A 26303-nucleotide genomic window follows, 5' to 3' on the forward strand; every position below is an offset into this window, starting at 1 on the left:
CTGTTTTTATACCAAAAAGAAAAAATACAAAAAGCAGATAAACGCCAGTAGGGTGGCGGAGAGAGTGGGGTAGATGATATAGCCATCTCTTTGCTGAGTACGGCGAAAACAAAGAAAGCTGAGTAACACGTTGTAGATAACCAATAACAGGCTGATCCCGGTTCCTGCTTTAAGGGTGAGAGTTGGCAACTGGCTTAAGAACAATGCCAGAAGAATATAATCAATAATCACCAACCACAGGAACGCCTTCTTTAGCGAGTCCGGTTGAGACGCAGCAGTATGTGGAGGGGTTTGATTCATAAAGACTCAACTTAAATTCATCAACTGGCGTTCGATTCTTGGTCGGTCACCATTATTCATCACAAACACATGTGTCTATTGCTAGCAAGTTATCTAAAGCATAGAACTTGCTAGCAATAAAACCACTAGAGAGGCTGAGGGGTTATAGGGGGAGAGGTGTCCACCGAATAACCAATCGTGTCGTGCCTGAATACAGGTTGATTGAATTTAGCTTTTTGTCGCGCTTTATTGAGTTCACTGGTTGGTTGCTCGCCAAATAACGTACTGATGACTTGGGCGGCAGGTGTGGTGAGAACAAACAGTTCGATGCGTCTATTTTCGCTCGATTTGGGTTCTTCTCGGTTTAGCAGTGCCCGATCCGACATGCCGGTGACTTGCAATACTCGCTGCTCTGGCATGCCTCCTGCGACCAGGGTTTGCCTCGCTCGATTCGCTCGTGAGGATGACAATTCCCAGTTTGACGAATCACGAAAAGCTTTTTGATATTGGGTCGCGTCAGTATGACCGCTAATAATCATCGGGTTTTCAACGCGGTTAAATATAGGTGCTAAAGCCAGTAATAAATCTTCAAAAAATGGCGTTAATGTTGAGCCACCCCGTCGGAACATATTTTGTTTGTAGTCATCTTGCAGCACGATTCTTAGGCCTTGTGGCGTGACCGTAATGTCGACATTTCCCTCGGCATTAATCTGACGCATAGCGTCATTGATGACCTTAGCAAGGGCGGCGAGACGCTCTTGAGTATCGAATGTGCCGTCAATCAGTGAATCGGATTCTGGCCCATCGCGATCCCCTTGAAAAAAAGAGCTCACCGTGTGCACCGAATCATGACGGCTAGCGACAGAGGAATCTGAAGTCAGGTCGATAGGTGAGATACTTTGTGAGGTATCAAAGAGGTTACCTGTGCTTTTATCAAAGACACTGGCCATCTGTAGGTGAGCGACAATCGCTTTCCGCTCTTCTTTATCAACGACTTGCATCACCCATAATACGAGAAACAGAGCCATGAGTGCGATCATAAAGTCGGCGAAGGCCACTTTCCATGCGCCGCCATGGAACTCTTCTTCATGGCGGCGGCTTGAGCGCCTAAAGACAACGTGCTCTTGTTTTTGCATTATCCCTCCTGTTCAGCGAGCCACCTCTCCATTTGGTTGAAGGTTGGTTTGATGTCGAGCTGAATGTGTTTACGGCCAGCGTCGATGGCGAGCAGTGTTGGCTTTTTCGCAACATACGCCACTAGGGTGGCACGGATGCAGTCAAAGGCTGACATGTCTCGTTTTACGCGCTGAGCCATGGCGTTACTCGCTGGGTCTAAGCAGCAATAACAACCAAAAATTCCTAAAAATGTGCCAACTAGAGCCGCGGCAACGTGATAACCAATCATCGCGATTGAACCATCAATGGCCTGCATGGTGATAATAATGCCACCCACCGCTGCCAAGATGCCGAAACCTGGTAGGGCCTCTGCCGTTCTTTGCATGGAACGTGACGGCAGAAGAAGGTCTGCTTGTATGGCTTCGATCTCTTGTTCTAGTAGCCCCTCTAATTCATGAGGCGACATTTGTCCCATTGCCATTAAACGTAAATTGTCGGTTATGAAAGAAACGAGGCGATAGTCACGGCTAACCAGTGGGTAGCGGTTAAATATTGGGCTTTCTTCTGGATTTTCAATGTGCTTATCCAGCGCTTTAAAGCCGCCGCTGCGCACGGTTTCTAACAGGATTTGTAGTAGTGCCATCAGCTCCATGAAAAAGGCTTGCTCTTCTTTATGGGGCGACAAGATAGAGCGCAGCTGGAGACGCATTTCTTTGAGTACTTGTGGTGGGTTACCAATGATCAGCGAGCCAACCGTTGCACCAATAATGATGAGGAATTCAGCTGGTTGCCAGATCGCCATTAGGCTACCGCCGGCCCAAACGTAGCCGCCGAAGACACACATCAAAATGATGACCGCGCCCATAAATTTTTGCATAGGTGACTCCTAAGAAGATAACAATTGATTGAGTTGCTTGAGAGCTTGCTTGTGAAGCTGACAGATGCGTGGTGGCGTTAAATCGAGTACTAACGCAATTTCATGAAGATTCATGTCGTGTTGATAAAACAGGGTCATGAGTAGCTGTTCACGCTTCGCCAGTTGACCCAATGCGACCTCAAGGCTGCGTCGATGGTGCTCATGTTGAGTGGCGTCATAAGCAGAGTGAATGTTGCCCTCAAGACCACTATCGAGCAGTTGATCTAGGCTTTGCATTTCGCCTGCCATGGAAGCATTAAGGCGAGATAAGTAATCCGCTTGGTCGGTACCCAAAGCGCTGATGATTTCTTTGTCTGTGGGTAGGCGACCTAAAGATTTGGTGAGGTCACGCGTGATGTCGTTAAGTTCGTGGGCTTGCTGACGGGTTTTACGCGAGCGCCAGTCGAGCCGACGTAATTCATCTAAAATCGAACCACGAATTCGGCATACCGCAAACGCAGGAAATTGACTGTCATCGATATCGCCATAACGTCGCCCCGCTTCCAGCAACCCAATAAGCCCAATTTGTTGCATGTCTTCTATGCTGCAATGGGTGGTAGCGTGATGACGCAGTTGGTTGACGACGCGCTTGACGAGTATTTGATGTTGACTCAGTAATCGCTGTTCATCAATGGGCACAGAGGGAGATTGAATCTCTTCTTCTATACCGTAACTGTCCTTGTAATTCATATCCAACATAACGCCACCTACTGCACGACATATTTAGTCAGGAGTACATCGTCAATATCGCGTACGAGATCCGTTTTCTCGAACGCGCCAAGCACGGTCACTTTGACTTCATCTTGCAGCATTGCTAGCGCATTTTCACCGTGCAGCTCCTCATAGGTTTTTTGGCTAAAGAGGTTGAGCATGGCGTTGCGAACTACGGGCATGTAGTCATTAATATTTTCCATACGCTCTGGACGACGGGTTTCAATGGCAAGCTCTAGCATGACAAAGTGAGTTTGCTTCTTTCCTCTCACACTGAGAACTAACTTATCAAGCGCTTGAAAGCTTGGCTGTAGTTGGCGCTCTGGCTGGCTGCTAAATAACTCCGATAGCCATGAATTACTGGTCAAGGTGTTGTTCTTTTCTTGCTGTAGGTACCACGCGGTACCAAAAACCGTCCCGCCAGAGACCAATGCACTGCAGATAATGGTGGCAATAAAAAGAGCAAAAATTTGTTGTTTGGTCATGACCTATTTCCTTATGAATGCACTAGGCGTGAATGTTGAACCAGTGGCCAGAAGATGAGTGAGATGAGAAACTCGTCGGCTCCTCATGTCGTTCTCGTGCGGCGAAGATGCCCACCTCTTCATCGCGGTTTGGCGTGTTGGAAGAAGGGTTGGAGTTGTCACCAGAACCGACTTGCACCTCGACTTGTAGAATATTTTGTTGTTGCAATTCACTGCGTAGTCGCTCCGAAACTTGCATTAACGCCTCGCGCGTTGCCGCTGCATTGGCGTTAATTTGCACACTGAGCCTATCGCCCTCGACTCTAACTGTTAGGTCGAGCTTGCCTAAATCAGGTGGGTCAAGCCGAATGCGTGCTTCTTGTAAGTTTTGCTGCGATTGCAAGGTCACACGGTCATGCAGTACCTGAAGCATCTGCTCTCCCCATTTTCCTGCTTGAGTGTCAATACGGACATTGGCCCACTGCGCCGTACTGGCTTCTGTATGGCTGCTGACCGCTGGCGGCGCTGGAGAATGCGAGGCTGATGGGTTACTAGCGGCAGTTGCCGTCATTAGTAATGAAGGAATGTCATTACCCAATGGTGACGTATTGAGTCGCGAGTGGGCTAGCGCCGTTGTATGAGCCTGTAGTCCAAGCGATGCTTCAAAAGATCGCCCTGTAGACTGACTCGGCGTGCTTACTCTGGCGTCAATAAGTGGACTACTCCCCTGTTCAGGAAGATGAGCTTGAGCCTGCAGAACGCCGTTTTGAATGGTACGGCCTTGTGTCGCCAGCGTCATATTATGTCGCGCGTTCGGTGGTGCGTGAAATGCTCCGTCACTGGGATGGTGAGGCGTGAGCGGCAATGCCGTGGTTAATGCTGGGGCTAGCGTATCTGCGGTGGCATTCATGGCTATCGCGTCGCTAGGCAGCGCATCCGCTTCATTTGATGATGACGGTTCGGTTTTTTTGTCGCCGACCAATTTTTTGAATGACGCGGGCGGGTTTTGTCGCGCATTTTCTTGGCTGGATGGGGCGATAGAGCGCTCACCCTCAGTTCCCCGATGTGGTGTCGTTTGAGTCGTACTATTAGTTGCTGCAGGTATCGTTACCATGGGTTACTCCAGACTCATCGCGAGTTGATAAGCTTGCGCCCGTTCTTTTTGCTCATCGGCTTCACCAAGCTGCGTTTTTAACGCATTGGTCGCTTCAGAAAGCGCAATAAATGCTCGTAAGTGCGCTTGTTTTGCCCGCTCTATCTCAGCGGCTAAACGTGGGTCTTGGCGACCTCCTTTAGTAAAAGGATCATGGGTGACCAAAAGCTCCCTAAGCTGCACGTCGTAGCGCTGAAGGGTGGGCCAGTCTTGTGTTTTTGTCGCAATTTCAATGAGTTGACTTAGGTGTCGAAATCGCTCAGGGGACACCTTATGCGTGTTTGCCAAAATTCAGCCACCCCTCTTTGATTGTGCCCATGACGCGCTCTACATTCGTCAGCTTGTCGATATCGTTGTTGACGCTTGCCTGATACAGTTCCACTTGGCAAAAGTCATACAGTTGATGCAGGTTTTCAGCAATTTCGCCGCCAGCTTCTAAGTCCAATGCACTGTCGAGACCGACTAAAATATTCATGCTCTTGCTGATGCCATCGCCTTTTTCGGCGAGGCGACCTGCAGTGATATGACCGCGCACACGTTCTACCTCATCAAGCAACCCATCAATGAGCATGATGACGAGTTGATGAGGGCTAGCCGCGGCCGCTTGAGCGTTTAAGTCAACCTGTTGATAAGAGTCGTAGCCTGAGTCCATTAGCATTTTTATTGTCTCCTTGGGTTAACCAAACATGCCCATGGTTTGATTCATTTGGGTCATTAAGGTATTCATTTGGGTAAATTGTTTTAGATAACGGTTGTAAGCCATGTCGTATTTGCGATCTAACGTGCTCTGCTTATCGTCAATGCGTGAGATATTTTGCTGTAAGCTATCTTTACGGCTTTTAAACAAGCCAGAGGTCGATTGTAAGAACGGGTTTGCCATCGCATCGATAGAATCGAGAAGGTTACCTTCACCGTTGAACATGGCCTCGAGGGCGGCGCTATTATTGGTTTGTGCTTCTTCAAATTTGCTGGCATCTAATGTCATGGTGCCACTGCGATCGAGCGTGATACCCACTTGGCTTAAGCGCATGCCCTCGAACTCGCCTCGAACTAAGCTGGTTAACTGACTCTCAATTGAACGCAGGGTTGGGTCACTGGCTAATACGCCACGCGATTTATCTTCGCCGCCAATGCCAGTGTGCTCGTCAATGGTGGACATTAGGGTGTTGTAGGCGTCGATAAATTGATTAACTTGCTCTTTGGTCGCTTCAGAATCTGCGCCAATATTGAGGGTGAGGGGAGCCTCACCAGATACTTGAGCTTTGCTGACCGTGAGATCAACGCCATCAATCACGCCAGTAAAGGTATTGCTGCTGTTTTCTAGTTTGAGGCCTGTTCCTTCGGCACCAAGCCAAATGACCGCATCTTGTGGCGTGCTGATGTTGCTGGTGTTAGTGAACGCATCCTCAAACCATGTTGATCCAGTGCCGGAGGCGGAAACATTGATGGTATTGGCGACGCCGGTTTCCGTGCTCGATAACATAAAGTGTGTCTGGCCGTTGGAGCGAACCAGTGTTGCGTTGATGCCCGGGTTGTCTGGGTCGTTGTTGATCGCGGAAACAAGATCCGTCATCGTTGCTTTGCCATCTCCGTCTGTGTCTAGCGTAGAGAGATCAACCGATAAGCTTTCACCGTTAATAGTAAAGTCGAGCGTACCCGTTGTAGGTACTTCGGTGGTTGAATCCAGATTGGCTGGCATGCCCGTTGATAGCTGATGTGCGGTTGCGACTTGCTCCACAAAAACTTGATAACTTCCAGCCATCGCACTGGCATCCGCTTTGGCGCTAAAGAACCCTTCTTGCGAAATGGAGGCACTGTTTTTAATGACGTTTGAGTCAGTACTATTCATTGCATTGACGGCGGTTCTAAATTCTCGAAGCGCCGACTCTACTTTACCTAATGCCGTCATTTGCGCGAGATAGCTGTCCGCTTGCATTTGGTAGCGGTTCTGAAATGGCTGCACGTCATAAGTCGCGAGCTGGGTTGCCATAGTAATGGGGTCTAATGAACTCATTAGAATGCTCCTAATCATGCTGGCTGTATGATTGTGAACAGCACAGAGGTGAACAGTAAATAAATCAAGATGCATGCCATGATTTATTTTGTTTTAAATCAGTTGTTTATGTTTTTTTATTTGTAAGTGGCGGAAGTCTGTTTTCCAGTGGATGATTTCCGCTTTCCGCGAATAATGGTTTTTCACTAGAACAATAAGGCGGCTGATATCATGGGCGTGTTAATTGCAGTGACGGATTCGTTTTGAATTGTGGGATATGGGTTCCGAATTACGACGACTTAGGTGTGGGTAGCTTGGTACAAAAAAACCTCCCGAAGGAGGTTAAGGACGGATGAAGAGCGAATAAAGGAAAACTCTTCGTATCCACAATAACGGCTGGGCTAGACGGGGTGTCATCACATCCGTTATCAAGGATGGGGTAAAATTAGCGAAGCAGTGACATTGCCATACCAGGTAGCTGGTTAGTTTGCGATAGTACCGTTGTACCTGCTTGCATCAGCATTTGGTTCTTCGTCATATTTGAAGATTCAACGGCGAAGTCAGCATCGGTGATACGGCCTTTTGCCGCGGAGGTATTCTCAACCATGTTACCTAGGTTCACGATAGTGTGTTCTAGACGGTTGATGTTTGCACCGAGGCTCGCTCGAGCTGCGCCAACAGTGTCTATTGAAGCTTCGATGGTAGCCAGGATCCCGGCATCGCTAACATTGACAGGAGTTGTACCTGTATTTGCTACATCGGCATAAGCCGTGAGACTAGTAACTGCTGCACCTACCTTACCATCAACAGAAGTTGATAAATCTAACTGCTCATTAGCTGTTGAACCAATTTGGAAAACAAGGCCGCCGCCTTTAATACCGTCTCCGGTCCCCGCGACTGCTTGACCGAATAGAGTATCACCAGCATATTGCGTATTGTTCATTACATTCGCGAGCTCTTCACCTAATTGAAGAAACTCTTCGTTTAGAGCTGTAACATCTTTGGCTGCGTTTGAACCATTTGCCGCTTGAATTGCGATATCGTTCATTCGATAAAGTATATTAGTTGCTTCATCAAATGAGCCTTCAGCAGTTTGTAGCATAGAGATGCCATCTTGCGCGTTTCGCATGGCAACGTTCATACCGCGACTTTGTGACTCAAGACGGTTAGAGATTTGAAGGCCTGCTGCATCATCTGCTGCAGAGTTAATACGATAACCTGTGCTCAAACGTTCCATTGCAGTGTTTAATAGGCCGTTAGTATTGTTTAGTGTATTTTGTGTCACTAGCGACGCGTAGTTCGTGTGCATTGATAAAGCCATTGTCGTTCTCCTTGAATCACTATCAATTTGGGACATTCGCCCCGCTCACTAACAAGAGGCGGTCAGTTAATTTCTAGGATTAACTCAAAAGTGAAAAAAATAGCCAAATTGTTGAAATTGGGCGTAAATGTGTGAGGTTGGTTCAAGGGAAGGGGGTAAATTCGGTTTATGGGTATAGAGCGGTTTCTGGTGCCTAGCGCCTAGAGGGGAGGAAGAGAGTTGAAAGTGGGTCGACATTCTTCGCTTTCGTTGACGATAATTATTCGTCCCACATGATCTCCTCGAACCTCACATCACTTCATTATGCGCATCGCCAAACGATTTAAATGACATGGCGGTGGGTAAGTCGCTGAAATAGCCAAAATAATAGCTCGCCCCAAGTCGTTTGAATTGCGTTAACTCTTCTTGACTGCAGATACGGCCTGCCACCCATTTTATTTTATGTAGCCGACAAAAACGCACTAATGGTAATAAGGCGCTGCGATCTTGTTTACTCTCAATGGTAACTGCGACTTTAAAGGCATCCGGGGCGAGTGGCAGTAAACGGTCGAGTTGCATTTGTGATGGTGAGATATCAAACCATAATGCGTAGGCGTATTCTTTGAGCGTGTCGCTGAGTGGTTGAGTATCGGGATGCAGCGTACTCGTCTCACTTAATTGCAACGAGGGGATGATGTGATAAAACGCACCAGCATGAAAACGTATGATTTGTTTTAGGAAGAACTGCCCTTGTTGCCACAGCAGCGCATCGTGGCTGATGGGAACGACCACATTGCTGATGAGGTCAGGGTGGAATGTTTCAATCTGGAATTTAGTTTGTCGCACTGCCAAATATAAGCTGTAGAGATCCAAGCAAAATCGCATCGACGTCGACAAATCGAATTGATAAACACTTTGCTCGCTATGACTGCCAAAGCGCAGAGTAAGATGTTGATATTCAATATCTCCACTATTGGTGTCTCGAATCGCCTGACAGGCATGATGAATGTCGTTGGCTTCGAACGCAGAAAATATCAACTGGTCGTCTTCCGTGACGACGTGCTGACCGATCAATTGGCTGAGATAGTAATACAGCGCTTGATTTGAAGTGAGATTATCCAAGGTTTCCTACCACGTTTATTTGTTTGTTGTCTGGGATTTCGTTGTATGACAGCACGGCTAGGCCTTGTGAGAAGGTGCGAGCATAGCGAGCGAGCAAGGGCCTTAATTGCGGCATCACCAATAAGATGGGCGCCAGCCCTTGTTGTTTAAGTTGCTGTTTGATTAACGGCATATTTTGTTGGAATTGATTGAGGATATTCGGCTCAATCGGGAAACTATCGAGCATCACGCTGCCGCTGGCTTGCGCCTGTTGCAGGGAGGTCATTAACATCTGTTCCAATTCATCGGACAGCGCGTACACATTTAAGTCTTTCCGTTGACCCGCGATCAAATTCACTAGTGTTCGGCGCAGCGCGCAGCGGACATCAGCGGCCAGTAAGATCGGGTCTTTGGTGTTTTCCGCCGATTCCAGCATGGTATTAGCAATGGTGCGAATATCTTTAAGGGGGACCTGATCGGCAAGTAGTTGCCTGTACACCTTTAATTGCTGTGACAGGCTTAATGCTGCACTTAATGCTTCGCAAAGTTTAGGCGCTTGTTGGCTCAATCGCAGGTTCATTGCATCGACATCATCGTGATTAAACAGCTCGGCAAGATGGGTTTTCATTATTTTACTGATATGAGTGGCAATCACGGTCGCATCGTCTACTACCTGATAACCCATATTTAGAGCTTTGGCCTTGTCTTGATGTGTTATCCATACCGCAGGTAAGTGGTAGGCAGGGTCGCTACCCAAGATGCCGTCAATTTCTCCGTAGGTTTCGCCCACTGCAATAGCCATTAATCGGTCGGGCTCAATTAAGCCTTCTTCAATAATTTCTCCATTGAGTGACAAGGTGTATTGATTGGGTTTGAGGTTCAAATTGTCTCTAATAGCAACTTCTGGCAGTAAATACCCCACTTGCTCGGAGAGGTTTTTACGTACCCCTCGAATACGCTGCGCCAGTGGTGCACCTTGTTCTTTATTGACCAGGTGGACTAAGCGATAGCCTAGCGCTAATGATAAGCTGTGGACGTGCGGAATATCTTCCCAAGCCAATGCAACGTCAGGATTGTCGTGCATGACTTGAGAGATCGCCGCGACTTCATCCAGTTGTGGATCGGCAGGGGTGGATTTGGATTGTCGCCAGCCAGCAAAGCCAAGCGCTGCGGCAAAGGTAAAGAATGCCAGATGAGGCATGCCGGGAACCATGCCGATGATCAACATGACGGTTGCCACCGTAAATAAGGTCGATGGGGTCGCCAGTAATTGCTTTTGCATGGTCTCAGCCATGCTATTTTCGCTGTCATTAATACGCGTCACGATAATGGCAGCTGAGGTAGCAAGTAACAAAGACGGAATTTGTGCGACTAGGCCATCACCGATGGTGAGTAGAGCATAGGTTTTAAAGGCTTCTGAGGCGGCAAGACCGTGCTCAAATACCCCGATACTGATACCACCAATAATATTAATGAACAGAATCATTAAACCGGCGATGGCGTCACCACGAACAAACTTTGAAGCGCCGTCCATAGAGCCGTGGAAGTCGGCCTCGTTTGCGACTTCTTGTCGACGTTGTCTTGCCGATTCTTGATCGATTAACCCTGCATTTAGGTCGGCATCGATAGCCATCTGTTTACCCGGTAGCGCATCGAGAGTGAAGCGCGCAGACACTTCGGAAATACGTTCGCCACCTTTGGTGATTACCACAAAGTTGATGATCATCAAAATGACAAATATCACCATACCGACGACGTAGTTGCCGCCGATCACTACTTCACCAAAGGCTTGAATCACTTTACCCGCCGCATCGCCACCTTGATGCCCTTCCAAGAGAACGATTCGGGTGGAGGCGACATTGAGCGTTAATCGCATGAGCGTCGCGATAAGCAAAATGGTCGGGAAGATAGAGAAATCTAATGGCCGTTTCGCGGTCGTGCTGACCAGCAACACCAGTATCGCGAGGACAATGTTGAAGGTAAACAAAGCATCCAACAACAAAGGTGGTAGTGGCAAAATGACCATCGCCAGAATCATCAGCAGCACCACAGGGATACCAATGTACCCTTTGCTGGTTTGCTGAAGTTGTTTGATTCGGTTCAACATGAAGGTTCCTTTTTCTATAGTTGGCGATGAGAGATAGTTGGCGATGAGTGATTCGTGTGTTCTGTACTCAATATAAATGCCGTAATTTCAACGCTAATGTTGTAAATGTTTTGGTATCGAAAACTGCGGTATCGGCAACGGTTTCTCTCCGGCCCCACGGCGAAATGATCTCAGCTGCATGACGTAGGTCAGAATATGTGCGACCGCAATGTAGAGCTGACTCGGTATGGCTTGTTCTATTGCTGTAGTGTGGTAAATCGATCGTGTCAGCGGAGGGGAATTTAAGATTTCCACCTGATTTTCACGCGCGATGCGCTGGATGTGCATGGCGGCTTCATCAATGCCTTTTGCCACCACAAATGGCGCATCCGATAGGCTGGTGTCGTATTTTAATGCCACCGCATAATGCGTGGGGTTGGTGATCACCACATCGGCTTTCGGTACGGTTTTTTCGATTTTACGACGCGCAAACTGTTGCTGAATTTGTCGAATTCGCTGTTTGACCTCAGGTCGCCCCTCATTGTTTTTATACTCTTCTTTCAGTTCTTGCTTGGTCATTTTGAGCTGTTTTAAGTGTTCCCAACGTTGGTAAGGAATGTCAATGACGCCGAAGATAAGCAGCGCTACTCCCATCAATAGTAAGCCTTCGAATAAAATGGTCATCACCATGGTGACGCCTTGATTTAGGGTGAGCTGTTGCATGCCTAACAAGGGCTGAAGGTTACTGTTGAGGTAGCTGTAGAGCAGAGCAAAAATGACCGAAACCTTGAACGTTGATTTGAGTAACTCGGCCAGTGAGCGGGTAGAAAACATGCGTTTAATGCCGGACAGAGGACTGAGTTTACTGAGTTTTGGCTGCACGTTGGCGGGGCGAAACATCCAGCCGCCTAAAATTAGGCTGCTAGCAACCGCGACAATCACGATAACTAAGAACATGGGCAGCAGCATGTCGATTAGGATCCCCAAGCTATGACCGAGCTGCTCAATCATTTGCATTGGGTTATCAAGATCCTCACGAATCAGGCTCATATTGAAACGAAAAATACCAGAGATATGCGCCCAAATACTGGGCAGTTGGCTGTTAAAAAATAACGCTACGGCCAGAAAGATAACCGCTGAGGAAAATTCTTTGGCCCGCGGAATTTGTCCCTCTTGGCGCGCTTTTTTAACCTTCTGCGGTGAGGCTTTTTCTGATTTATCTTGGCTAGATTGTTCGCTCATACCCCCCCCACGACAAATCCGTTGAGATGGCGAAGCACCTCATGAACTAGGGCGGTATAGCGACTTGGAATACCCGTAACGGTGAGCAAAATACTGAATAGACCGAGCAGCATGGTCATCGGAAAACCGAGCGCGTAGACATTTAAGCTGGGCGCGGCGCGATTCATCACACCAAAACTGATATTGGCAAGTAACATTGAAACAATAGCAGGCAGTGCGAGGGCAAGGGCGGAAGCAAACATCCAGCCAAATAGCCCAATGACTTGATTGAGCGCGCTCATGCTGAGACCAGAGCCAACAGGCCAAATCACAAAGCTTTGCACAAGAATATCAATCACTAAAAGGTGCCCTTCTAGTGTTAAAAATAGCAGGGTGGATAACAATAAAAATATGCGCCCTAGAATCGCGACCGAGAGCCCGTTGACCGGGTCATTCATGATGGCCATTCCTAGCCCCATTTGCATGGAAACAATTTGTCCCAGCATGGTGAAAATAGTAAAAAACAGATGCAAAATCAGACCGAAAAACACCCCCCATAGCGCCTGTTCAAAGGCAAGGAACAGGGATGTCATAGAAAATAATTCAACGGCAGGCATTGGCGGCATCAAGGGGGCAGTAATGACGACGATAGACAGCGCGAGCAAGCTGCGAACCCAAACTGGAATCAGGGCATCACCAAAAAAGGGTAAGGCAAGAAATGCCGCCCCAATGCGAAAAAAGGGCCACCATAGCTGCCCTAGCCATTGTGAGAGATCGGCAAAGGTCAATTGCATCAGCCAATCATCCCTGGGATGTTGTGGAACAGGTAATCAAACAGCTCCATGATTTTTCGTAACATCCAGTGGCCAGCAAAAATCACCATCAGTAGGGTGGCAAGTAATTTCGGTAGGAAGCTTAACGTTTGTTCTTGTATTTGTGTGGCGGCCTGAAAAATAGCAATAATCAACCCTACTCCGAGCCCAGGCAGTACTAGGACCATCACCATATTGATGATAAGCCAGATGGCATTAGAAAATAGCGTGACGGTCATTTCTGGAGTCATGGTTTGTCCTTGTGCTATCCAAAACTGGCCGAGAGCGTACCCACGGTCATCGCCCAGCCGTCCACTAATACAAAGACGACAAGCTTAAAGGGCAGAGAGACAATGAGTGGTGAAAGCATCATCATCCCCATGGCCATTAGAACACTGGCCACGACGAGGTCAATGATGAGGAACGGGATGAACAGCATGAAACCAATTTGAAATGCGGTTTTGAGCTCGCTAATGACAAAGGCCGGTAAAATCACCGCAAAGGAAATATCCTCAATATTTTGATTCAGAGGCTCATTGGCGATACGCAGCATTTGCTCGAGCGCGTTTTGCTGGGTTTGTGCCAACATAAAGTTGCGCACAGGTTTTTCTGCGGTGGAAAATGCCTGCATTAAGGTGATTTCACCTTGGTCGTATGGTTGGAAAGCATTTTGATAAATGTCACTCCAGACCGGGCGCATGATTAAAATACTTAGGCTGAGTGCAATGCCCACTAACACGCGATTAGGCGGGCTCTGCTGCAGACCAAGAGCCTGTCGCAAAATGGCTAAGACCACGATGATCCGTGTGAAGCTCGTAGCCATCAGAATAAATGCAGGCAGAAAGCTCAGCGCGGTCATAAGTAGCAAAATTTGCAACTTGACGCTATACGCCTGGTCGGTCTGACCATCATTGACGGTAAGAAAGGTTAACCCGTTGTCTGCCGCGACAGGGAAGCTGATTAAGCTCACCAGTACGATGAACTTCCAAGGGAGGTGACACAGCAAGGCGAAGTGGTGTTTAGTCAGTTTAACAACCTTGTGAGTAAACGGATGAGACACTAACTATGGCCCCATCTTGGTCAGTGCAGAATCCACTACGTCGATCAGCTTTAAACCGTATTTATCATTGATAACAACGACTTCTGCATGTCCCATCAGTGAACCATTCACTTTCACATCGAGAGGTTCACCATTGAGCTTGTCCAGTTCTATCACGCTGCCTTCACCCGCACTCATTAGCTCACCTAACGCGATTTCTTTACTGGCGACTTCAAGAGTCACAGTGACAGGAATGCTTTTAAAAAAACTGAGGTCACGTTGAGGTGAAGCGGGTGTGCTTAGTGGTGTATCGCTATCAAACCCTTCTAGTTGAAAGTCATCAAAGCTCAATTCGTCACCGTCAAAGGCATTATGTTCAGGCGTGTCGCTCATGAGTTGCTTTCCTTTTCATTATTTAAAATTAAAACCAATTGCCCATCTTGCTCTGCGACGCGACCGGTAAAGAGACGCTCCTTTCCTATATGGACAGGGACGTTTGTCAGTAAGTTGATAGGTAAAATATCATCGGGTTGCAAACGTAATACCTGGGTTAATGGCAATTGAGTTTGGCTTAATTGCACGTTCAGCCTAACAGGAGTGGCCTGCAGCACATGTTGAAAATCGCTGGCGATGTGAGGGTTAGGGGCCTGCGTTAACTCGTCAGCGAGCGTTTGTACTAAAACGCTATCGAGTTGAATGGCTAGATTGGCGGTCATATTACCGCTTGTCGGGTGATGATATGTAATGGCAAGAGTTGCCACAATTCCCGTCCCTTGATGAGGGATAGCTTGACTTGAATGCCAATGCTCCATCGGTGCAATCCAAGTACTGATCAGTTTCGCGATACGTTCTTGGAGTCGTAGGTCACTGGCTGAAAGTTCATCTGTCGTGCGCTCGATACTTGCCCCATAAAATTGGTCTGCAAGATGGATAAGCAAGAGGTTTGAAAGGTGAATGGATAGGTGACCGCCGGTTTCGTGTTGCATGGCGCTGATGCTTTCAAAATCGTGATACTGATGATTGTCACTGTTGATCGTAATCGTTTGAATGGTGACATCGACATCGGAACTATTGAGCCAAGATTGTATCGCTTGACGTAAGGAATGACTGGAGCGTTTAAATTCGTCTTCCAGTTTATTTTTTACTCTATGGATCGGCTTACCAAGAAGCTCGATATTGAGTGATTGTGCGTGCTCTAATGTCAATGAATACTCAGAAGCCATAATATTACCGAAAAGTGATTGAGCTATCGATACGACTAAATACCGACGCGTCAAATTAATAACTAGGCGTTATTGTTTTAGTCTACTCTGTTTTTTTTATATCTTTTTAGTCGTAAAATTTAAATTTGTGAGCTTGGTTCATATGTTTGTTTATGCATTATAAAAGCATCTTTAAATAAAAAATAAATAGAGTTAGTTTGGTGAAATAATAAATATTAAAAAAAGCTAAATATAGCCAAAGCAAATGAACCCTTTGTCATATAATTTGCCCGTGTATGGCTTGTGTTTTTAAGCTTATGTTTTACAAGATTAATTTTAAAACTTCATTTTTGGTGTTCATATTTGGTTAAATTATATGCGCCTTGTTACATGTCAGAATTGGTATTGATATGAATGTTATATTTATTCACAGGAATAGGTCTGAGTTAATTTCCTTCCTTGACGTTATCGTGGGGTGGAGGAAGAGTAATTCATTCCGGGCGGAAGCTTTATTTCCGCTAATGCTAGCTTGTGTTCTTATTTTATGGGGCAATGTCTCATTTGCTGCTAAAAATAGCATCCCAATGGATATGGTTAATTGGCAGTTTGTTGAGTCTGAATTTAAATGCCAGTTACGTTATTCCTTGTCGGGTACGGAATATATTGCTTTTGTTGCAGAGCCAAATAGCCCGATGGAGCTGCGCAAGACGCACGTGAATTCCCCTCAAGCGAGTTTGTTACAAATTTCTCCGCCTTGGCAGTCGCCAGCGTACTCTAATGCGATTGTCACTTCTCACCAAGTCTCATCGGGAGTGGTGGCATTTAATCATGGTATTGAAGCCTTTTTGACCGAATTTGCTAAAGGGGCGTGGATGCACTTGGAGTTCGGTCACGATAATGACGAGGGTAAGCTTTTAGTCACTGAAGGCTTGACCGTTCCTTCTGTTCGTATCGACCAAGCGTACAGTCAGTTTAATGATTGTCGCGCGGCATTACCGGGCATGTCTTATGAGCAGGCTCGAGATATAGAGCTGAGCTTCCGTGTTGGGCAGCGAGTATTGGATGCCTCGCAACGCCAAGTACTTAAAGCTTTATCAGGTTATCTCCAATCGGACAAAACGGTTCAACGTGTGTTGATTGATGGGCATACCGATAATCTAGGCTCGTCCATGGCGAATCTGCAGCTTTCTCGGGTACGCGCTGATGATGTAGCAAGTCTATTAACCGAACTGGGGACATCAAATTCGTTAATTGAAGTGAGGGCGCACGGCGATCGTTATCCTGTGGTGAGTAATGCGACAGAAACAGGTCAAGCCAAAAATCGACGAGTGACAGTAAGAGTGATTCGTCAATCTATGAACACATTGACGTCTTCTCAGGATGAGCAGACGGGGGTGACATTGAAATGAATAAGGATATTTTACTCGTTGAACCTTGCGACAATGATGCCCGACCGATTATTGATGTATTGCAGCAGCAAGGGTTTCTTGTTCGTCATGTGAGAACAGGGCGAGCGGCGTTATTGGAGCCAACGGCGGCAATCAGTTTAGTCAGTTCAAGCCTACCGGATATGAGTGTTCGTGAGTGGGTCGTGTGTCAGCAGCGCAAGACTAACGCGGGTGTTGCTATTGCCATTGTCGAACAAGACCAAGGTATGCTAGCGGCGGAGTCGATGAAGGCCGGTGCTACGGACTATTTACTGCGTCCTTTCGAGGCGGTGCAGCTCACTAATTTGCTTCATCGCGTGGAAGCGATGGAAAAGCCAATGGCGAATATTGTTGCGGAATCATGGCGCAGCAAGCAGGTGTTGCAATTGGCTCATCGCGCGGCTTGCACCAGTGCTAGTGTTTTGATTTCAGGTGAATCAGGGACGGGTAAGGAAGTGCTGGCACATTATGTGCACGATCAGTCTCCTCGCGCATCCCAGCCTTTTATCGCCGTGAATTGTGCGGCGATACCTGAATCAATGCTTGAAGCGGTGTTATTTGGTCACGTTAAAGGGGCGTTTACCGGAGCATCAGGCTCTCAAAGTGGTAAGTTTGAAGAAGCCAATGGTGGCACCATTTTATTGGACGAAATTGGTGAAATGTCACCAGCGGTTCAAGCTAAGCTACTTCGCGTGTTGCAAGAGCGAGAAGTTGAGCGGGTGGGCAGTCATAAGTCCATTAAACTTGATATTCGTGTGATTGCTGCGACAAATAAAGATCTGAGAAGTGAAGTGCAAAAAGGTCAATTCCGTGAAGATCTTTATTACCGATTGGATGTGCTGCCACTGCACTGGCCACCACTTCGTGAGCGTCAGGAAGATATCCTGCCGATTAGTCAATTCTTTATCAATAAATATAAAGAGAAGGCGGCTTGCCACCTGTCTGAAGATGCGCAACAAGCGCTTTGTCAGTATCACTGGCCCGGTAATATTCGTGAATTAGAAAATGTCATTCAACGTGCACTTGTGATGCGTCATGGCGATTTTATTACTGCCCAAGATCTGATGCTTCCCATTGAACTTGCGGCATCACCACACTCACTTTCTGCCCCGTCCTTGCCTAACACTGCGCCTTCTAAGCAGAGATTAGGCAGCGCTTCATTCGGGCATGTGGAAGTAAAAAAACAAGCAGAGTTCCAATTTATCCTAGAGCAACTGCGTCAGTTTGGTGGTAATCGAACCAAAACGGCAAACGCGCTGGGGGTTTCAACGCGTGCACTGCGCTATAAGCTGGCTGCAATGCGCGAACAAGGAATTGATCTGCAGTCGGCATTAGGCTCGGCTGCATAAAGGAGAAGTATGATGGCAATGCAACCTATCAATAGCGCGGTCACGGCGGAACAACTCATGCTGACCAAGCTGCAATCGATGCAACAACAGATACAACCAGACTTTGTGGTGTCATCAAACCCAGTTGATGCGCAGCAACCCTTGTCACCTTTATCGTTTTCGACGGCGATGAAAGGGGTGCTAGATCGGGTTAATGAGCACCAGTCTTTGGCAAGCAGCAAAATGACGGCGGTTGAGACGGGACAAAGCGACGATTTAGTTGGGGCAATGGTTGCGAGCCAAAAAGCGAGCTTATCATTTTCAGCCTTGATGCAGGTTCGTAACAAAGTCGTCTCTTCGTTTGATGAAATCATGAAAATGCCGGTGTAGACAATGTCAGAATTAACTTCTCAAGTGATGCCTAGTCCTGGGGCTATCGAGTCATCATCGTCAAAAGATCAGGCCTTTGTCCATAAGAAACCCATTGGTGATTTTAGTCAGAAACTAAAACTATTGTGGTCAAGCTCACAACGTAACCTCGTGTTGTCTGCGGTATTGGCTGCCATTGTTGCCGCTATTATTGTGGTCGCTCTATGGAGTTCATCGCAAAGTTATCGCCCTTTGTATAGCCAGCAAGAGCGTTTTGATATCGGGGAGATCATTTCCGTGCTTGAAGCGGAAGGGATTGCTTATCGTCTGCAAGAGCAAAATGGTCAGGTATTAGTGACGGAAGGGCAGGTGGCGAAGGTTCGTATGCTATTGGCCGCGAAAGGTGTAAAAGCCCAATTGCCAACCGGCTTAGATGCTTTGAAAGAAGACAGCTCGCTGGGCACCAGTCAATTTATGGAAAATGCTCGCTATCGACATGGTTTGGAAGGTGAGTTAGTTCGCACTATTATCTCGCTTAACGCCATTGCCAATGCTCGGGTGCATTTAGCGATCCCTCGTCAAACGTTGTTTGTTCGTCAGCAAAGCGAAGAGCCTTCGGCTTCGGTTATGCTTGAACTCAAAGCTGGTGATGATCTAAAACCGGAGCAAGTTGAAGCGATAGTTAACTTGGTTGTGGGCAGCGTAACGGCAATGAAGCCTGAGTTTGTTTCTGTGATTGATCAATATGGTCGCTTGCTTAGTGCCGATATAGGTTCAATGGAAGCCGGTAAGGTTAATGCTAAATACTTAGATTATCAGAAGAGTGTAGAAAAGCAGGTGATTCAACGAGCTGCGGATATGCTCACGCCTATTGTTGGACCAAGCAACTATCGGGTTCAAGTTGCCGCCGATCTTAACTTCAGTCAAGTCGAAGAAACACAAGAGATCCTTGATTCGACTCCCGTCGTTCGTAATGAACACAGCATTCAAAATAATAGTATCGACAACATTGCGTTAGGTATTCCCGGCGCGTTAAGTAATCAGCCGCCGGTGACGGGAGAGGTCGAAACACAAGACAGTAAAAATACCAACGCGCGCAGTGAATTAAATCGCCAGTATGCGGTGGGCAGCAGTATTCGTCGAACGCAATATCAGCAAGGTGAAGTGGAACAATTAAGTGTGTCGGTATTGCTTAATGAAGCGGCGGCGCCAAATGGTACGGCGTGGACCGACGCAGAGCGCAATCAGATTTCGGATATGATTATGGACGCGGTGGGGATTTCTGCTGGTCGTGGTGATCGCCTTAACGTGATGAGTTTTAACTTCACGCCGATTGAAATTGACGCGCCAGTTGCCATGCCATGGTGGCAAGACCCGACAGTCCAGCAACCTTTGCGTTATGTGATTGGTGGCTTGTTGGGTATGGCGATGATTATGTTTGTTTTACGTCCTTTGATTATGCATTTAACGGGTGCCGATCAGCGCAATGCGAACCTTGATTTTGCTGAGAATCCTCAAGATGACTATCAAGAGAATGTGCAAACCAGAGAAGAACGAGAGCGAGAAGAATTACTCAATCGCAAGCTGTCTGAGAAGGGAATTACCTCTGCGTCATCGGGCTTGGATGCGAGCAGCGATATGTTACCGCCGGCGGGTTCTCCGCTAGAAATTCAATTAAAACATCTGCAGCTTATTGCTAACGAAGAGCCAGAGCGTGTCGCAGAAGTACTAAAACAATGGGTGAACGTGAATGAAAACAGCGCAGTCAACACCAGCCACGCTTAGTCATGTTGAGCGTACCGCTCTGGTATTGCTTGGGATGGGGGAGGATGCCGCCGCACAGGTATTTCAACACTTCACTCGAGATGAAACACAGCGAGTGACCAAAGCAATGGCGCGGTTGAGCGGCATAAAAAGTGATAATGCCAAGCAGGTCATTCAACACTTTTTTGATGATTTTCGTCAACATAGTGGCATTCGCGGTGCATCAAAAGCGTATTTGTCGAATACGTTACGTAAAGCGTTAGGAAATGATTTAGCGAAAGGGCTGCTTAATAATCTATACGGGGATGAAATTCGCAACAACATGCAGCGCTTGCAATGGGTTGATGCGGAGATTTTGGCGCGTTTTATTTCACAAGAGCATCCTCAGATGCAGGCAATATTCTTAGCGTATCTACCTCCGGAAACCTCGTCGAAAGTACTCGAGCAACTGCCTGCGGATTATCATGATGAATTGTTGTATCGGATTGCACGTTTGCAGGAAATTGATCATGACGTGGCAAGCGATCTTAATGAGTTGATTGAACGTTGTATTGAACATGTTTCAACGAGCCAAAGTGCGCCATTGTCTGGCGTAAAACAGGTGGCGGATATTATTAATCGCTTCTCTGGTGATAAGGGTATGTTGATGGAAATGCTCAAGCTGCATGATGAAGATGTGGTCAGTGAAATTGAAGAAAACATGTTTGATTTCATGGTGCTAGGGCGACAGCGTGAAGACACCATGGATCGTTTGGTGCAGCAAGTTCCACTTGAACTGTGGGGAACCGCGCTGAAAGGCGCTGAAATCTCGCTGCAACAAGCAATAAAACGATCCATGCCTCAGCGTTTAGTTCAGGCATTGGAAGACGATATGCAGCTGAGAGGCGCTGTGCCTGTTAGCGCGGTGGAGCGTGCACGTGGTGAGATTATGCAAATGGTCAAAGCGATGTCTGAAGCGGGCGAAATTGAGTTGTCACTGTACGAAGAACAGACGGTGGAATAGCGATGAAGCATAAGGTTACCTCGCCATTTGCGATTGAAAGTAAGCCGATACTTAGGCTAGCGGCATCCGATTATCGATTGCATCGTTTTCCTCCGGTCGCCCCCAAGGTTCAAGCTAATGATCTTGCTGAAGATAGGATGTGGGGAGAAGAAGCATCACAGGCAGACGTGCAAGAAAAACTTGAGATGGGATTTCAGCAAGGGCTTGAGCAGGGGCATCGAGAAGGGGTGCAACAAGGCCTTGAACAAGGGCAGCAACAAGGGCTGCTTGAAGGGCAAAAGGAAGGGTTTCAAAAAGGGTTTATTTCCGGTGAGCAGTCCGGAAAGCAGGCTTTTTTAGAGGCAATCAAGCCCGTCAACGAGATTTACCATCATTTAGAGCGTTGGCAGGAAGAGAAAGATCAACAGCAGCGTCACGTGATTTGTGAATTAGTGCAGAAGGTTGCCCAGCAGGTCATTCGTGCTGAACTGACGCTCATGCCGCAGCAAATTCTCGCGTTGGTGGATGAAACCTTGGAAGCGATGCCGGGTAAGACTGAAAAAGTAATGGTGCACTTGAATCCGCAAGATTTAGAACGTATCGCTAACATCAATGCTGAACTGCCAGACAATTGGAAGCTAGTGGCGAAAACTGAGCTTCCGGTGGGCGGGTGTCATTTGGTCACGGATGACGCAGAAGCCGATGCCAGTTGTGATGCGCGCTTAGAAACGTGTATGGATAACGTGAAGAATCATTTACTTGACGAAACATTGCCAGCGCGCCATGAGTCCAATCATGACTAATGCTTTGTCGTTACCCCTGACAGCAAGGCTTCATGATGCGATGGCGTCATTGGAAGCGGTGCCGGTTGCTAAAGTGACGGGCCGCTTGGTTAAAGTGAATGGGTTAATGCTGCAAGCGGTGGGTTGTCGTTTTAAGCTTGATCAACGATTTTTAGTTGAGACGGCGGAAGGCGATATGATCGAAGCGCAAGTGGTTGGGTTTGATCATACGATTGCTTATCTCATGCCGATTCGTCGCTTGGGAGGGTTATTTGCAGGTGCTAAGGTGATTCCGTTAGAAGGGGACAGCCATGTGCATCTAGGGCACCATTGGCTAGGACGTGTGGTTAATGGTTTAGGTGAAGTTCTTGATGATGGGGCACCGCTAACGGGGGGAGAACGCGTGTCATTGGATCCTCAACCTATCAATCCGCTGAAACGTCGCCCGGTAGACACGCCTCTTGATGTTGGGGTGCGTGCTATTAACGGTTTGCTCACCGTGGGAAAAGGTCAGCGAATTGGATTAATGGCTGGCAGTGGAGTCGGGAAAAGTGTCTTGATGGGGATGATTACCCAAAACACCGAAGCTGATGTCATTGTGGTCGGGCTCATTGGTGAGCGAGGTCGTGAGGTGCGTGAGTTTGTTGAGCGTAATCTCACACCAGAATCCCGACGCAAAGCCATTATTATTGCCGCGCCCGCGGATGAATCACCGTTGATGCGATTACGAGCTACATTGCTGTGTCACCGAGTCGCCGAATATTTTCGTGACAAAGGTAAAGATGTCTTGTTGTTGATGGATTCATTAACACGTTATGCCATGGCTCAGAGAGAAATTGCTTTAGCATTGGGAGAGCCACCTGCTTCACGAGGATACCCACCTTCGGTATTTAGTATTTTGCCGCAATTGTTAGAAAGAGCAGGGAACAGTGAGCACCCCGATGGCAGTCTTACGGCGATCTACACGGTACTAGCGGAAGGTGATGATCAGCAAGACCCGGTGGTCGACTCTGCGCGAGCTATATTAGATGGTCACGTTGTGCTTTCTAGGCAGCTTGCGGAGCAAGGGCATTATCCAGCGATAGATATTAATGCGTCGATTAGCCGATGCATGAATGCTTGTACTGAAAAGCCACATCACATGATTGCTAATCAATTTCGTCAATGCTACGCCAGCTACTTGCAGGTCAAAGAGCTGTTGCCGCTAGGCGGTTATCAACCTGGGCAAGATCCCGAGCTTGATCGCGCAGTGATGATGCATCCTCAATTGAAAGCCTATTTACTTCAAGGCGCTGACGAGACGTTGGATTACTCGCAAAGCTTAACGCAATTGGCGCAGCTCTTTGCCAGTGAAGCGACATCGTCGTAAGAGTGCCAATATTGCGTGCTGACTATCAGGGAAGGGTATCATGGAGAGTAAAATAAAAGCGGTCGGTGCGTTGACTATGCTTGAAGAAACTCAACGCGACCGAATTGGATCACAACTGGATGCTGCACGTCAACAAACCGAGAAACTCGAGTCGCGATTATCGGCATTAGCTGAACTGAAATCCTTTCACCATGGTCATGGAGTGCAATCTCGTAGTCGACTGAGTTTGATGAACATGACGATGGTCGATCGTATGCTGCAAGGCATGCTGAACCACCAAGTTCATGAGCAGGCGGTGATGCAGGCGGAGTGTCATGCAATACAGGCACAATTGCAGCAAAAGTCACAGCGCGTACATGGTTTAGAGCAAGTACTTGAGCGTTGGAAAAGCAAACAAAAATATGAAAAAGCTAAACGTGATCAAAAGATAATGGAAGACATTATTAATTCGCGATTGAAGCTGAGAAAATTGTAAATATCTGGACATTTATCCAGTATAAATTACCATTAGCATTAGATGAAACGCTGATGGCTGACCAAACATGCAATGGATAATTGATCACCAAACCCTCCTACTTTCAATCACTTCTGTCTCTACCTGCCTAGGGTTTTCGGCAGCGGCGATTTTTCATTTTAAAGCGCGACAAACGGTTGAAATCATGGAGCAAAAAGCAGACATGGTTCAAATGAGCTTGGAGCAAGATATTGAGCGTTTGCAGCAGGCCTTAACCGACGCCAAGCAAGAGTTAGACGAGCTTGATGATGAGCGAGATAAATCGGCATTTGAGCTTAAACAAGCCCACGGTAAGGTGATGGCTGCGGTGGAAAAACTGCGCTATTTTGAGGCGGTGAAACAAGAGCGTCAGCACTATGCTGAGGAACTTGAACGTGTGCGTCAGGCGCGCGCCTTATCGGAAACCGAATTACGCGAGCAGTTGGCTACCTTTCAACAGCAGCAGCGTTCAGATACGGAAAAGATGCAACTTCTTGAGCAATCGGAGTTGCGATTAAAAGAGCAATTTGAGCGCTTGGCGAACCAAGTATTAGAAGCCAATAGCAATAAAGTGGATGTACAGAACCGTCAGAGTCTTGATGGAATCTTAACGCCTTTAAAACAGCAGCTTGAAGGGTTTAAAAAGCAGGTTAACGACAGCTTCAACCAAGAAGCGAAAGAGCGCCATACTCTAGTACATGAACTGAAAAACCTGCAGCGCTTGAATGACCAGATGACTCGCGAGGCGATGAATTTGACGCAGGCACTTAAGGGAGACAATAAACAGCAAGGTAACTGGGGAGAAGTGGTGCTTGCCCGTGTCCTCGCCGAGTCTGGCTTACGTGAAGGGCATGAATACGAAACTCAGGTGAATTTGCAAAATGAAGCGGGTAAGCGTTTTCAGCCAGACGTGATTGTGCATCTGCCACAAGATAAACAAGTTGTGATTGATTCCAAAATGGCGCTGGTGGCTTTCGAACGTTATTTTAATGCCGATCTGGATACAGAGAAAGAGCAGGCGCTGCGCGATCATTTGTTGGCGCTAAGAAACCACATTCGTGGCTTATCACAAAAAGACTATCACCAACTGAAAGGCATTCGTTCACTGGATTACGTATTGATGTTTATTCCAGTTGAGCCTGCTTTTCAGGTCGCGATTCAAGCTGACCCTAGCTTGGTAAAAGACGCGATGGAGCACAATATTATTGTTGTGAGCCCGACTACCCTGTTAGTGGCCTTACGTACTATCGATAACTTGTGGCGTAATGAAAGGCAAAATCAAAATGCGCAAATTATTGCCGATAAAGCAAGCAAACTGTATGACAAGCTAAGATTGTTTGTCGATGATATGGAAGCACTAGGCGGCGCATTAGATAAAGCGAATCAGAATTATCAAGGTGCCATGAATAAACTGGCGACTGGGCGAGGAAACGCCATTCGTCAGGCCGAAAGCTTTAAAGAGTTAGGGGTGGAAGTGAAGCGCTCTATTTCTTCCTCTATCACAGAAATTGCACAAAATGATGCGTTGGTGGAAAGACAACCAGAGACGGATAAAGTAAACTGACCGTCGGCAGCGCCGGGGTAATGTCGCGCTGCGTATGAGGAAGGATAATGACGGATACTAACGTGCAATCGAATCAAGTAAATCAGCAAGATGAAACCACGCATTTTGGTTTCGAAACGGTGTCTAAGGGTGAAAAAGTCACGCGTGTTGCGGAGGTTTTTCACTCAGTAGCCGCTAAGTACGACATTATGAATGATCTCATGTCGGGTGGAGTCCATCGATTATGGAAACGCTTTACAATTGATTGCAGCGGAGCAAGACCGGGTCAGCGTATTCTTGACTTAGGTGGCGGTACGGGTGATCTTACGGCGAAGTTCTCACGTATTGTCGGTGATCAAGGCCACGTTATCTTGGCGGATATCAACAACTCCATGCTCAACGTGGGTCGTGATAAGTTAAGAGATACAGGCATCGTTGGTAATGTTCATTATGTCCAAGCGAACGCTGAAGAACTGCCATTCCCAGACAACTATTTTGATTGTATTACGATCAGCTTTTGCCTTCGTAATGTCACGGATAAAGACAAAGCGTTACGCTCAATGTATCGCGTGCTTAAACCTGGCGGTCGTTTATTGGTTTTAGAGTTCTCTAAACCTATCTTAGACCCGCTGTCTAAAATTTATGATGCCTACTCTTTCCACTTGTTGCCGAAAATCGGTGAGATTGTGGCAAATGATGCCGAGAGTTACCGTTATCTGGCCGAGTCTATCCGTATGCACCCTGATCAAGAGACCCTAGAAGGGATGATGCAAGACGCTGGTTTTGAGCATACTAAGTACTTTAATCTGACCGGTGGTATTGTCGCCTTGCACCGCGGCTATAAATTCTAAGG

At 47.2% G+C, this 26303-nt stretch carries 27 protein-coding genes and 1 pseudogene; 10 read left to right on the forward strand and 18 right to left on the reverse strand.

What is annotated here, in order from left to right:
- Positions 1 to 6: 6 nt before the first annotated feature.
- The 18 genes from MD535_RS11555 to MD535_RS11640 all read right to left on the reverse strand — a co-directional run bounded on the left by MD535_RS11555 (position 7) and on the right by MD535_RS11640 (position 15414).
- Entirely contained in the window at positions 7 to 300 is a 294-nt protein-coding gene (locus MD535_RS11555) for a hypothetical protein (RefSeq protein ID WP_265675177.1), read from the reverse strand.
- Between the two features lie 125 nt (positions 301 to 425).
- Positions 426 to 1415, reverse strand: coding sequence for a flagellar motor protein MotB (locus MD535_RS11560; protein ID WP_265675178.1), 990 nt, complete (start codon positions 1413 to 1415; stop codon positions 426 to 428).
- Positions 1415 to 2272 (reverse strand): flagellar motor stator protein MotA, encoded by an 858-nt coding sequence (gene motA, locus MD535_RS11565; RefSeq protein ID WP_265675179.1) that lies wholly within the window; start codon positions 2270 to 2272, stop codon positions 1415 to 1417. Before motA ends, MD535_RS11560 begins: the two co-directional genes overlap by 1 nt.
- Positions 2273 to 2281: 9 nt before the next feature.
- A complete protein-coding gene (locus MD535_RS11570; protein ID WP_265675180.1) occupies positions 2282 to 3010 on the reverse strand; it encodes a FliA/WhiG family RNA polymerase sigma factor in 729 nt (242 codons plus the stop codon).
- An 8-nt stretch (positions 3011 to 3018) separates the two neighbouring features.
- Complete coding sequence (locus MD535_RS11575) at positions 3019 to 3507, reverse strand: flagellar basal body-associated FliL family protein (RefSeq protein ID WP_265675181.1); 489 nt, start codon at positions 3505 to 3507, stop codon at positions 3019 to 3021.
- 22 nt (positions 3508 to 3529) lie between these two features.
- The gene (locus MD535_RS11580; protein WP_265675182.1) at positions 3530 to 4600 is read right to left on the reverse strand and encodes a flagellar hook-length control protein FliK; all 1071 of its coding nucleotides are present in this window, start codon (positions 4598 to 4600) and stop codon (positions 3530 to 3532) included.
- Positions 4601 to 4603: 3 nt separating this feature from the next.
- On the reverse strand, positions 4604 to 4927 hold the full coding sequence (locus MD535_RS11585) for a LafD (protein ID WP_250618808.1): 324 nt from the start codon (positions 4925 to 4927) through the stop codon (positions 4604 to 4606).
- Complete coding sequence (gene fliS / locus MD535_RS11590; protein ID WP_265675183.1) at positions 4911 to 5297, reverse strand: flagellar export chaperone FliS; 387 nt, start codon at positions 5295 to 5297, stop codon at positions 4911 to 4913. The genes MD535_RS11585 and fliS overlap by 17 nt, the downstream gene beginning before the upstream one ends.
- An 18-nt stretch (positions 5298 to 5315) precedes the next feature.
- Positions 5316 to 6653: a flagellar filament capping protein FliD gene (fliD, locus tag MD535_RS11595; protein WP_265675184.1), complete on the reverse strand. Its 1338-nt coding sequence runs from the start codon at positions 6651 to 6653 to the stop codon at positions 5316 to 5318.
- A gap of 424 nt (positions 6654 to 7077) precedes the next feature.
- On the reverse strand, positions 7078 to 7953 hold the full coding sequence (lafA, locus tag MD535_RS11600; RefSeq protein WP_265675185.1) for a lateral flagellin LafA: 876 nt from the start codon (positions 7951 to 7953) through the stop codon (positions 7078 to 7080).
- Positions 7954 to 8241: 288 nt separating this feature from the next.
- Positions 8242 to 9054 carry a diguanylate phosphodiesterase gene (locus MD535_RS11605; RefSeq protein ID WP_265675186.1) on the reverse strand — a complete coding sequence of 271 codons (813 nt, stop codon included), beginning with the start codon at positions 9052 to 9054 and terminating at the stop codon, positions 8242 to 8244.
- Positions 9047 to 11140 (reverse strand): flagellar biosynthesis protein FlhA, encoded by a 2094-nt coding sequence (locus tag MD535_RS11610; protein WP_265675187.1) that lies wholly within the window; start codon positions 11138 to 11140, stop codon positions 9047 to 9049. The genes MD535_RS11605 and MD535_RS11610 overlap by 8 nt, the downstream gene beginning before the upstream one ends.
- A 93-nt stretch (positions 11141 to 11233) precedes the next feature.
- Complete coding sequence (gene flhB / locus MD535_RS11615; protein ID WP_265675188.1) at positions 11234 to 12361, reverse strand: flagellar biosynthesis protein FlhB; 1128 nt, start codon at positions 12359 to 12361, stop codon at positions 11234 to 11236.
- Positions 12358 to 13134 carry a flagellar biosynthetic protein FliR gene (gene fliR, locus MD535_RS11620; RefSeq protein WP_265675189.1) on the reverse strand — a complete coding sequence of 259 codons (777 nt, stop codon included), beginning with the start codon at positions 13132 to 13134 and terminating at the stop codon, positions 12358 to 12360. Before fliR ends, flhB begins: the two co-directional genes overlap by 4 nt.
- Positions 13134 to 13403: a flagellar biosynthesis protein FliQ gene (gene fliQ / locus MD535_RS11625; protein WP_250618800.1), complete on the reverse strand. Its 270-nt coding sequence runs from the start codon at positions 13401 to 13403 to the stop codon at positions 13134 to 13136. Before fliQ ends, fliR begins: the two co-directional genes overlap by 1 nt.
- 14 nt (positions 13404 to 13417) lie before the next feature.
- Positions 13418 to 14158, reverse strand: a complete 741-nt coding sequence (gene fliP, locus MD535_RS11630) for a flagellar type III secretion system pore protein FliP (protein WP_265675221.1) — start codon at positions 14156 to 14158, stop codon at positions 13418 to 13420.
- Positions 14159 to 14215: 57 nt separating this feature from the next.
- Complete coding sequence (gene fliN / locus MD535_RS11635; protein WP_265675190.1) at positions 14216 to 14584, reverse strand: flagellar motor switch protein FliN; 369 nt, start codon at positions 14582 to 14584, stop codon at positions 14216 to 14218.
- Complete coding sequence (locus MD535_RS11640) at positions 14581 to 15414, reverse strand: FliM/FliN family flagellar motor C-terminal domain-containing protein (RefSeq protein ID WP_265675191.1); 834 nt, start codon at positions 15412 to 15414, stop codon at positions 14581 to 14583. Before MD535_RS11640 ends, fliN begins: the two co-directional genes overlap by 4 nt.
- Before the next feature lie 563 nt (positions 15415 to 15977).
- Here MD535_RS11640 and MD535_RS11645 point away from each other — a divergent pair.
- From MD535_RS11645 to ubiE, 10 genes and pseudogenes are all read left to right on the forward strand, one after another.
- Positions 15978 to 16802, forward strand: a complete 825-nt coding sequence (locus tag MD535_RS11645; protein ID WP_265675192.1) for a MotY family protein — start codon at positions 15978 to 15980, stop codon at positions 16800 to 16802.
- On the forward strand, positions 16799 to 18169 hold the full coding sequence (locus tag MD535_RS11650) for a sigma-54-dependent transcriptional regulator (protein WP_265675193.1): 1371 nt from the start codon (positions 16799 to 16801) through the stop codon (positions 18167 to 18169). The genes MD535_RS11645 and MD535_RS11650 overlap by 4 nt, the downstream gene beginning before the upstream one ends.
- 12 nt (positions 18170 to 18181) lie before the next feature.
- Positions 18182 to 18538 carry a flagellar hook-basal body complex protein FliE gene (fliE, locus tag MD535_RS11655; protein WP_265675222.1) on the forward strand — a complete coding sequence of 119 codons (357 nt, stop codon included), beginning with the start codon at positions 18182 to 18184 and terminating at the stop codon, positions 18536 to 18538.
- 3 nt (positions 18539 to 18541) lie between these two features.
- Positions 18542 to 20302, forward strand: a complete 1761-nt coding sequence (fliF, locus tag MD535_RS11660) for a flagellar basal-body MS-ring/collar protein FliF (protein ID WP_265675194.1) — start codon at positions 18542 to 18544, stop codon at positions 20300 to 20302.
- Positions 20268 to 21284 carry a flagellar motor switch protein FliG gene (locus tag MD535_RS11665; protein WP_265675195.1) on the forward strand — a complete coding sequence of 339 codons (1017 nt, stop codon included), beginning with the start codon at positions 20268 to 20270 and terminating at the stop codon, positions 21282 to 21284. The genes fliF and MD535_RS11665 overlap by 35 nt, the downstream gene beginning before the upstream one ends.
- Before the next feature lie 2 nt (positions 21285 to 21286).
- Positions 21287 to 22066 carry a flagellar assembly protein FliH gene (fliH, locus tag MD535_RS11670; RefSeq protein ID WP_265675196.1) on the forward strand — a complete coding sequence of 260 codons (780 nt, stop codon included), beginning with the start codon at positions 21287 to 21289 and terminating at the stop codon, positions 22064 to 22066.
- Complete coding sequence (gene fliI, locus MD535_RS11675; RefSeq protein ID WP_265675197.1) at positions 22059 to 23414, forward strand: flagellar protein export ATPase FliI; 1356 nt, start codon at positions 22059 to 22061, stop codon at positions 23412 to 23414. Before fliH ends, fliI begins: the two co-directional genes overlap by 8 nt.
- A gap of 40 nt (positions 23415 to 23454) precedes the next feature.
- Positions 23455 to 23889, forward strand: coding sequence for a flagellar export protein FliJ (gene fliJ, locus MD535_RS11680; RefSeq protein WP_265675198.1), 435 nt, complete (start codon positions 23455 to 23457; stop codon positions 23887 to 23889).
- Positions 23890 to 24145: 256 nt separating this feature from the next.
- Positions 24146 to 25471, forward strand: a pseudogene (rmuC, locus tag MD535_RS11685) (DNA recombination protein RmuC); the annotation flags it as partial.
- A gap of 47 nt (positions 25472 to 25518) precedes the next feature.
- Positions 25519 to 26301: a bifunctional demethylmenaquinone methyltransferase/2-methoxy-6-polyprenyl-1,4-benzoquinol methylase UbiE gene (ubiE, locus tag MD535_RS11690; RefSeq protein ID WP_250618790.1), complete on the forward strand. Its 783-nt coding sequence runs from the start codon at positions 25519 to 25521 to the stop codon at positions 26299 to 26301.
- Positions 26302 to 26303 lie beyond the last annotated feature (2 nt).

Origin of the sequence: Vibrio qingdaonensis, from assembly GCF_026191675.1 — a bacterium.
Classification (GTDB): domain Bacteria; phylum Pseudomonadota; class Gammaproteobacteria; order Enterobacterales; family Vibrionaceae; genus Vibrio; species Vibrio qingdaonensis.

Coding starts and splice junctions, on each gene's coding strand:
- MD535_RS11555 (WP_265675177.1), bottom strand. CDS start 300: ATGAATCAAACCCCTCCACATACTGCTGCGTCTCAACCGGACTCGCTA.
- MD535_RS11560 (WP_265675178.1), bottom strand. CDS start 1,415: ATGCAAAAACAAGAGCACGTTGTCTTTAGGCGCTCAAGCCGCCGCCAT.
- motA (WP_265675179.1), bottom strand. CDS start 2,272: ATGCAAAAATTTATGGGCGCGGTCATCATTTTGATGTGTGTCTTCGGC.
- MD535_RS11570 (WP_265675180.1), bottom strand. CDS start 3,010: ATGTTGGATATGAATTACAAGGACAGTTACGGTATAGAAGAAGAGATT.
- MD535_RS11575 (WP_265675181.1), bottom strand. CDS start 3,507: ATGACCAAACAACAAATTTTTGCTCTTTTTATTGCCACCATTATCTGC.
- MD535_RS11580 (WP_265675182.1), bottom strand. CDS start 4,600: ATGGTAACGATACCTGCAGCAACTAATAGTACGACTCAAACGACACCA.
- fliS (WP_265675183.1), bottom strand. CDS start 5,297: ATGCTAATGGACTCAGGCTACGACTCTTATCAACAGGTTGACTTAAAC.
- fliD (WP_265675184.1), bottom strand. CDS start 6,653: ATGAGTTCATTAGACCCCATTACTATGGCAACCCAGCTCGCGACTTAT.
- lafA (WP_265675185.1), bottom strand. CDS start 7,953: ATGGCTTTATCAATGCACACGAACTACGCGTCGCTAGTGACACAAAAT.
- MD535_RS11610 (WP_265675187.1), bottom strand. CDS start 11,140: ATGTTGAACCGAATCAAACAACTTCAGCAAACCAGCAAAGGGTACATT.
- flhB (WP_265675188.1), bottom strand. CDS start 12,361: ATGAGCGAACAATCTAGCCAAGATAAATCAGAAAAAGCCTCACCGCAG.
- fliR (WP_265675189.1), bottom strand. CDS start 13,134: ATGCAATTGACCTTTGCCGATCTCTCACAATGGCTAGGGCAGCTATGG.
- fliQ (WP_250618800.1), bottom strand. CDS start 13,403: ATGACTCCAGAAATGACCGTCACGCTATTTTCTAATGCCATCTGGCTT.
- fliN (WP_265675190.1), bottom strand. CDS start 14,584: ATGAGCGACACGCCTGAACATAATGCCTTTGACGGTGACGAATTGAGC.
- MD535_RS11640 (WP_265675191.1), bottom strand. CDS start 15,414: ATGGCTTCTGAGTATTCATTGACATTAGAGCACGCACAATCACTCAAT.
- MD535_RS11645 (WP_265675192.1), top strand. CDS start 15,978: ATGGATATGGTTAATTGGCAGTTTGTTGAGTCTGAATTTAAATGCCAG.
- MD535_RS11650 (WP_265675193.1), top strand. CDS start 16,799: ATGAATAAGGATATTTTACTCGTTGAACCTTGCGACAATGATGCCCGA.
- fliE (WP_265675222.1), top strand. CDS start 18,182: ATGGCAATGCAACCTATCAATAGCGCGGTCACGGCGGAACAACTCATG.
- fliF (WP_265675194.1), top strand. CDS start 18,542: ATGTCAGAATTAACTTCTCAAGTGATGCCTAGTCCTGGGGCTATCGAG.
- MD535_RS11665 (WP_265675195.1), top strand. CDS start 20,268: ATGAAAACAGCGCAGTCAACACCAGCCACGCTTAGTCATGTTGAGCGT.
- fliH (WP_265675196.1), top strand. CDS start 21,287: ATGAAGCATAAGGTTACCTCGCCATTTGCGATTGAAAGTAAGCCGATA.
- fliI (WP_265675197.1), top strand. CDS start 22,059: ATGACTAATGCTTTGTCGTTACCCCTGACAGCAAGGCTTCATGATGCG.
- fliJ (WP_265675198.1), top strand. CDS start 23,455: ATGGAGAGTAAAATAAAAGCGGTCGGTGCGTTGACTATGCTTGAAGAA.
- ubiE (WP_250618790.1), top strand. CDS start 25,519: ATGACGGATACTAACGTGCAATCGAATCAAGTAAATCAGCAAGATGAA.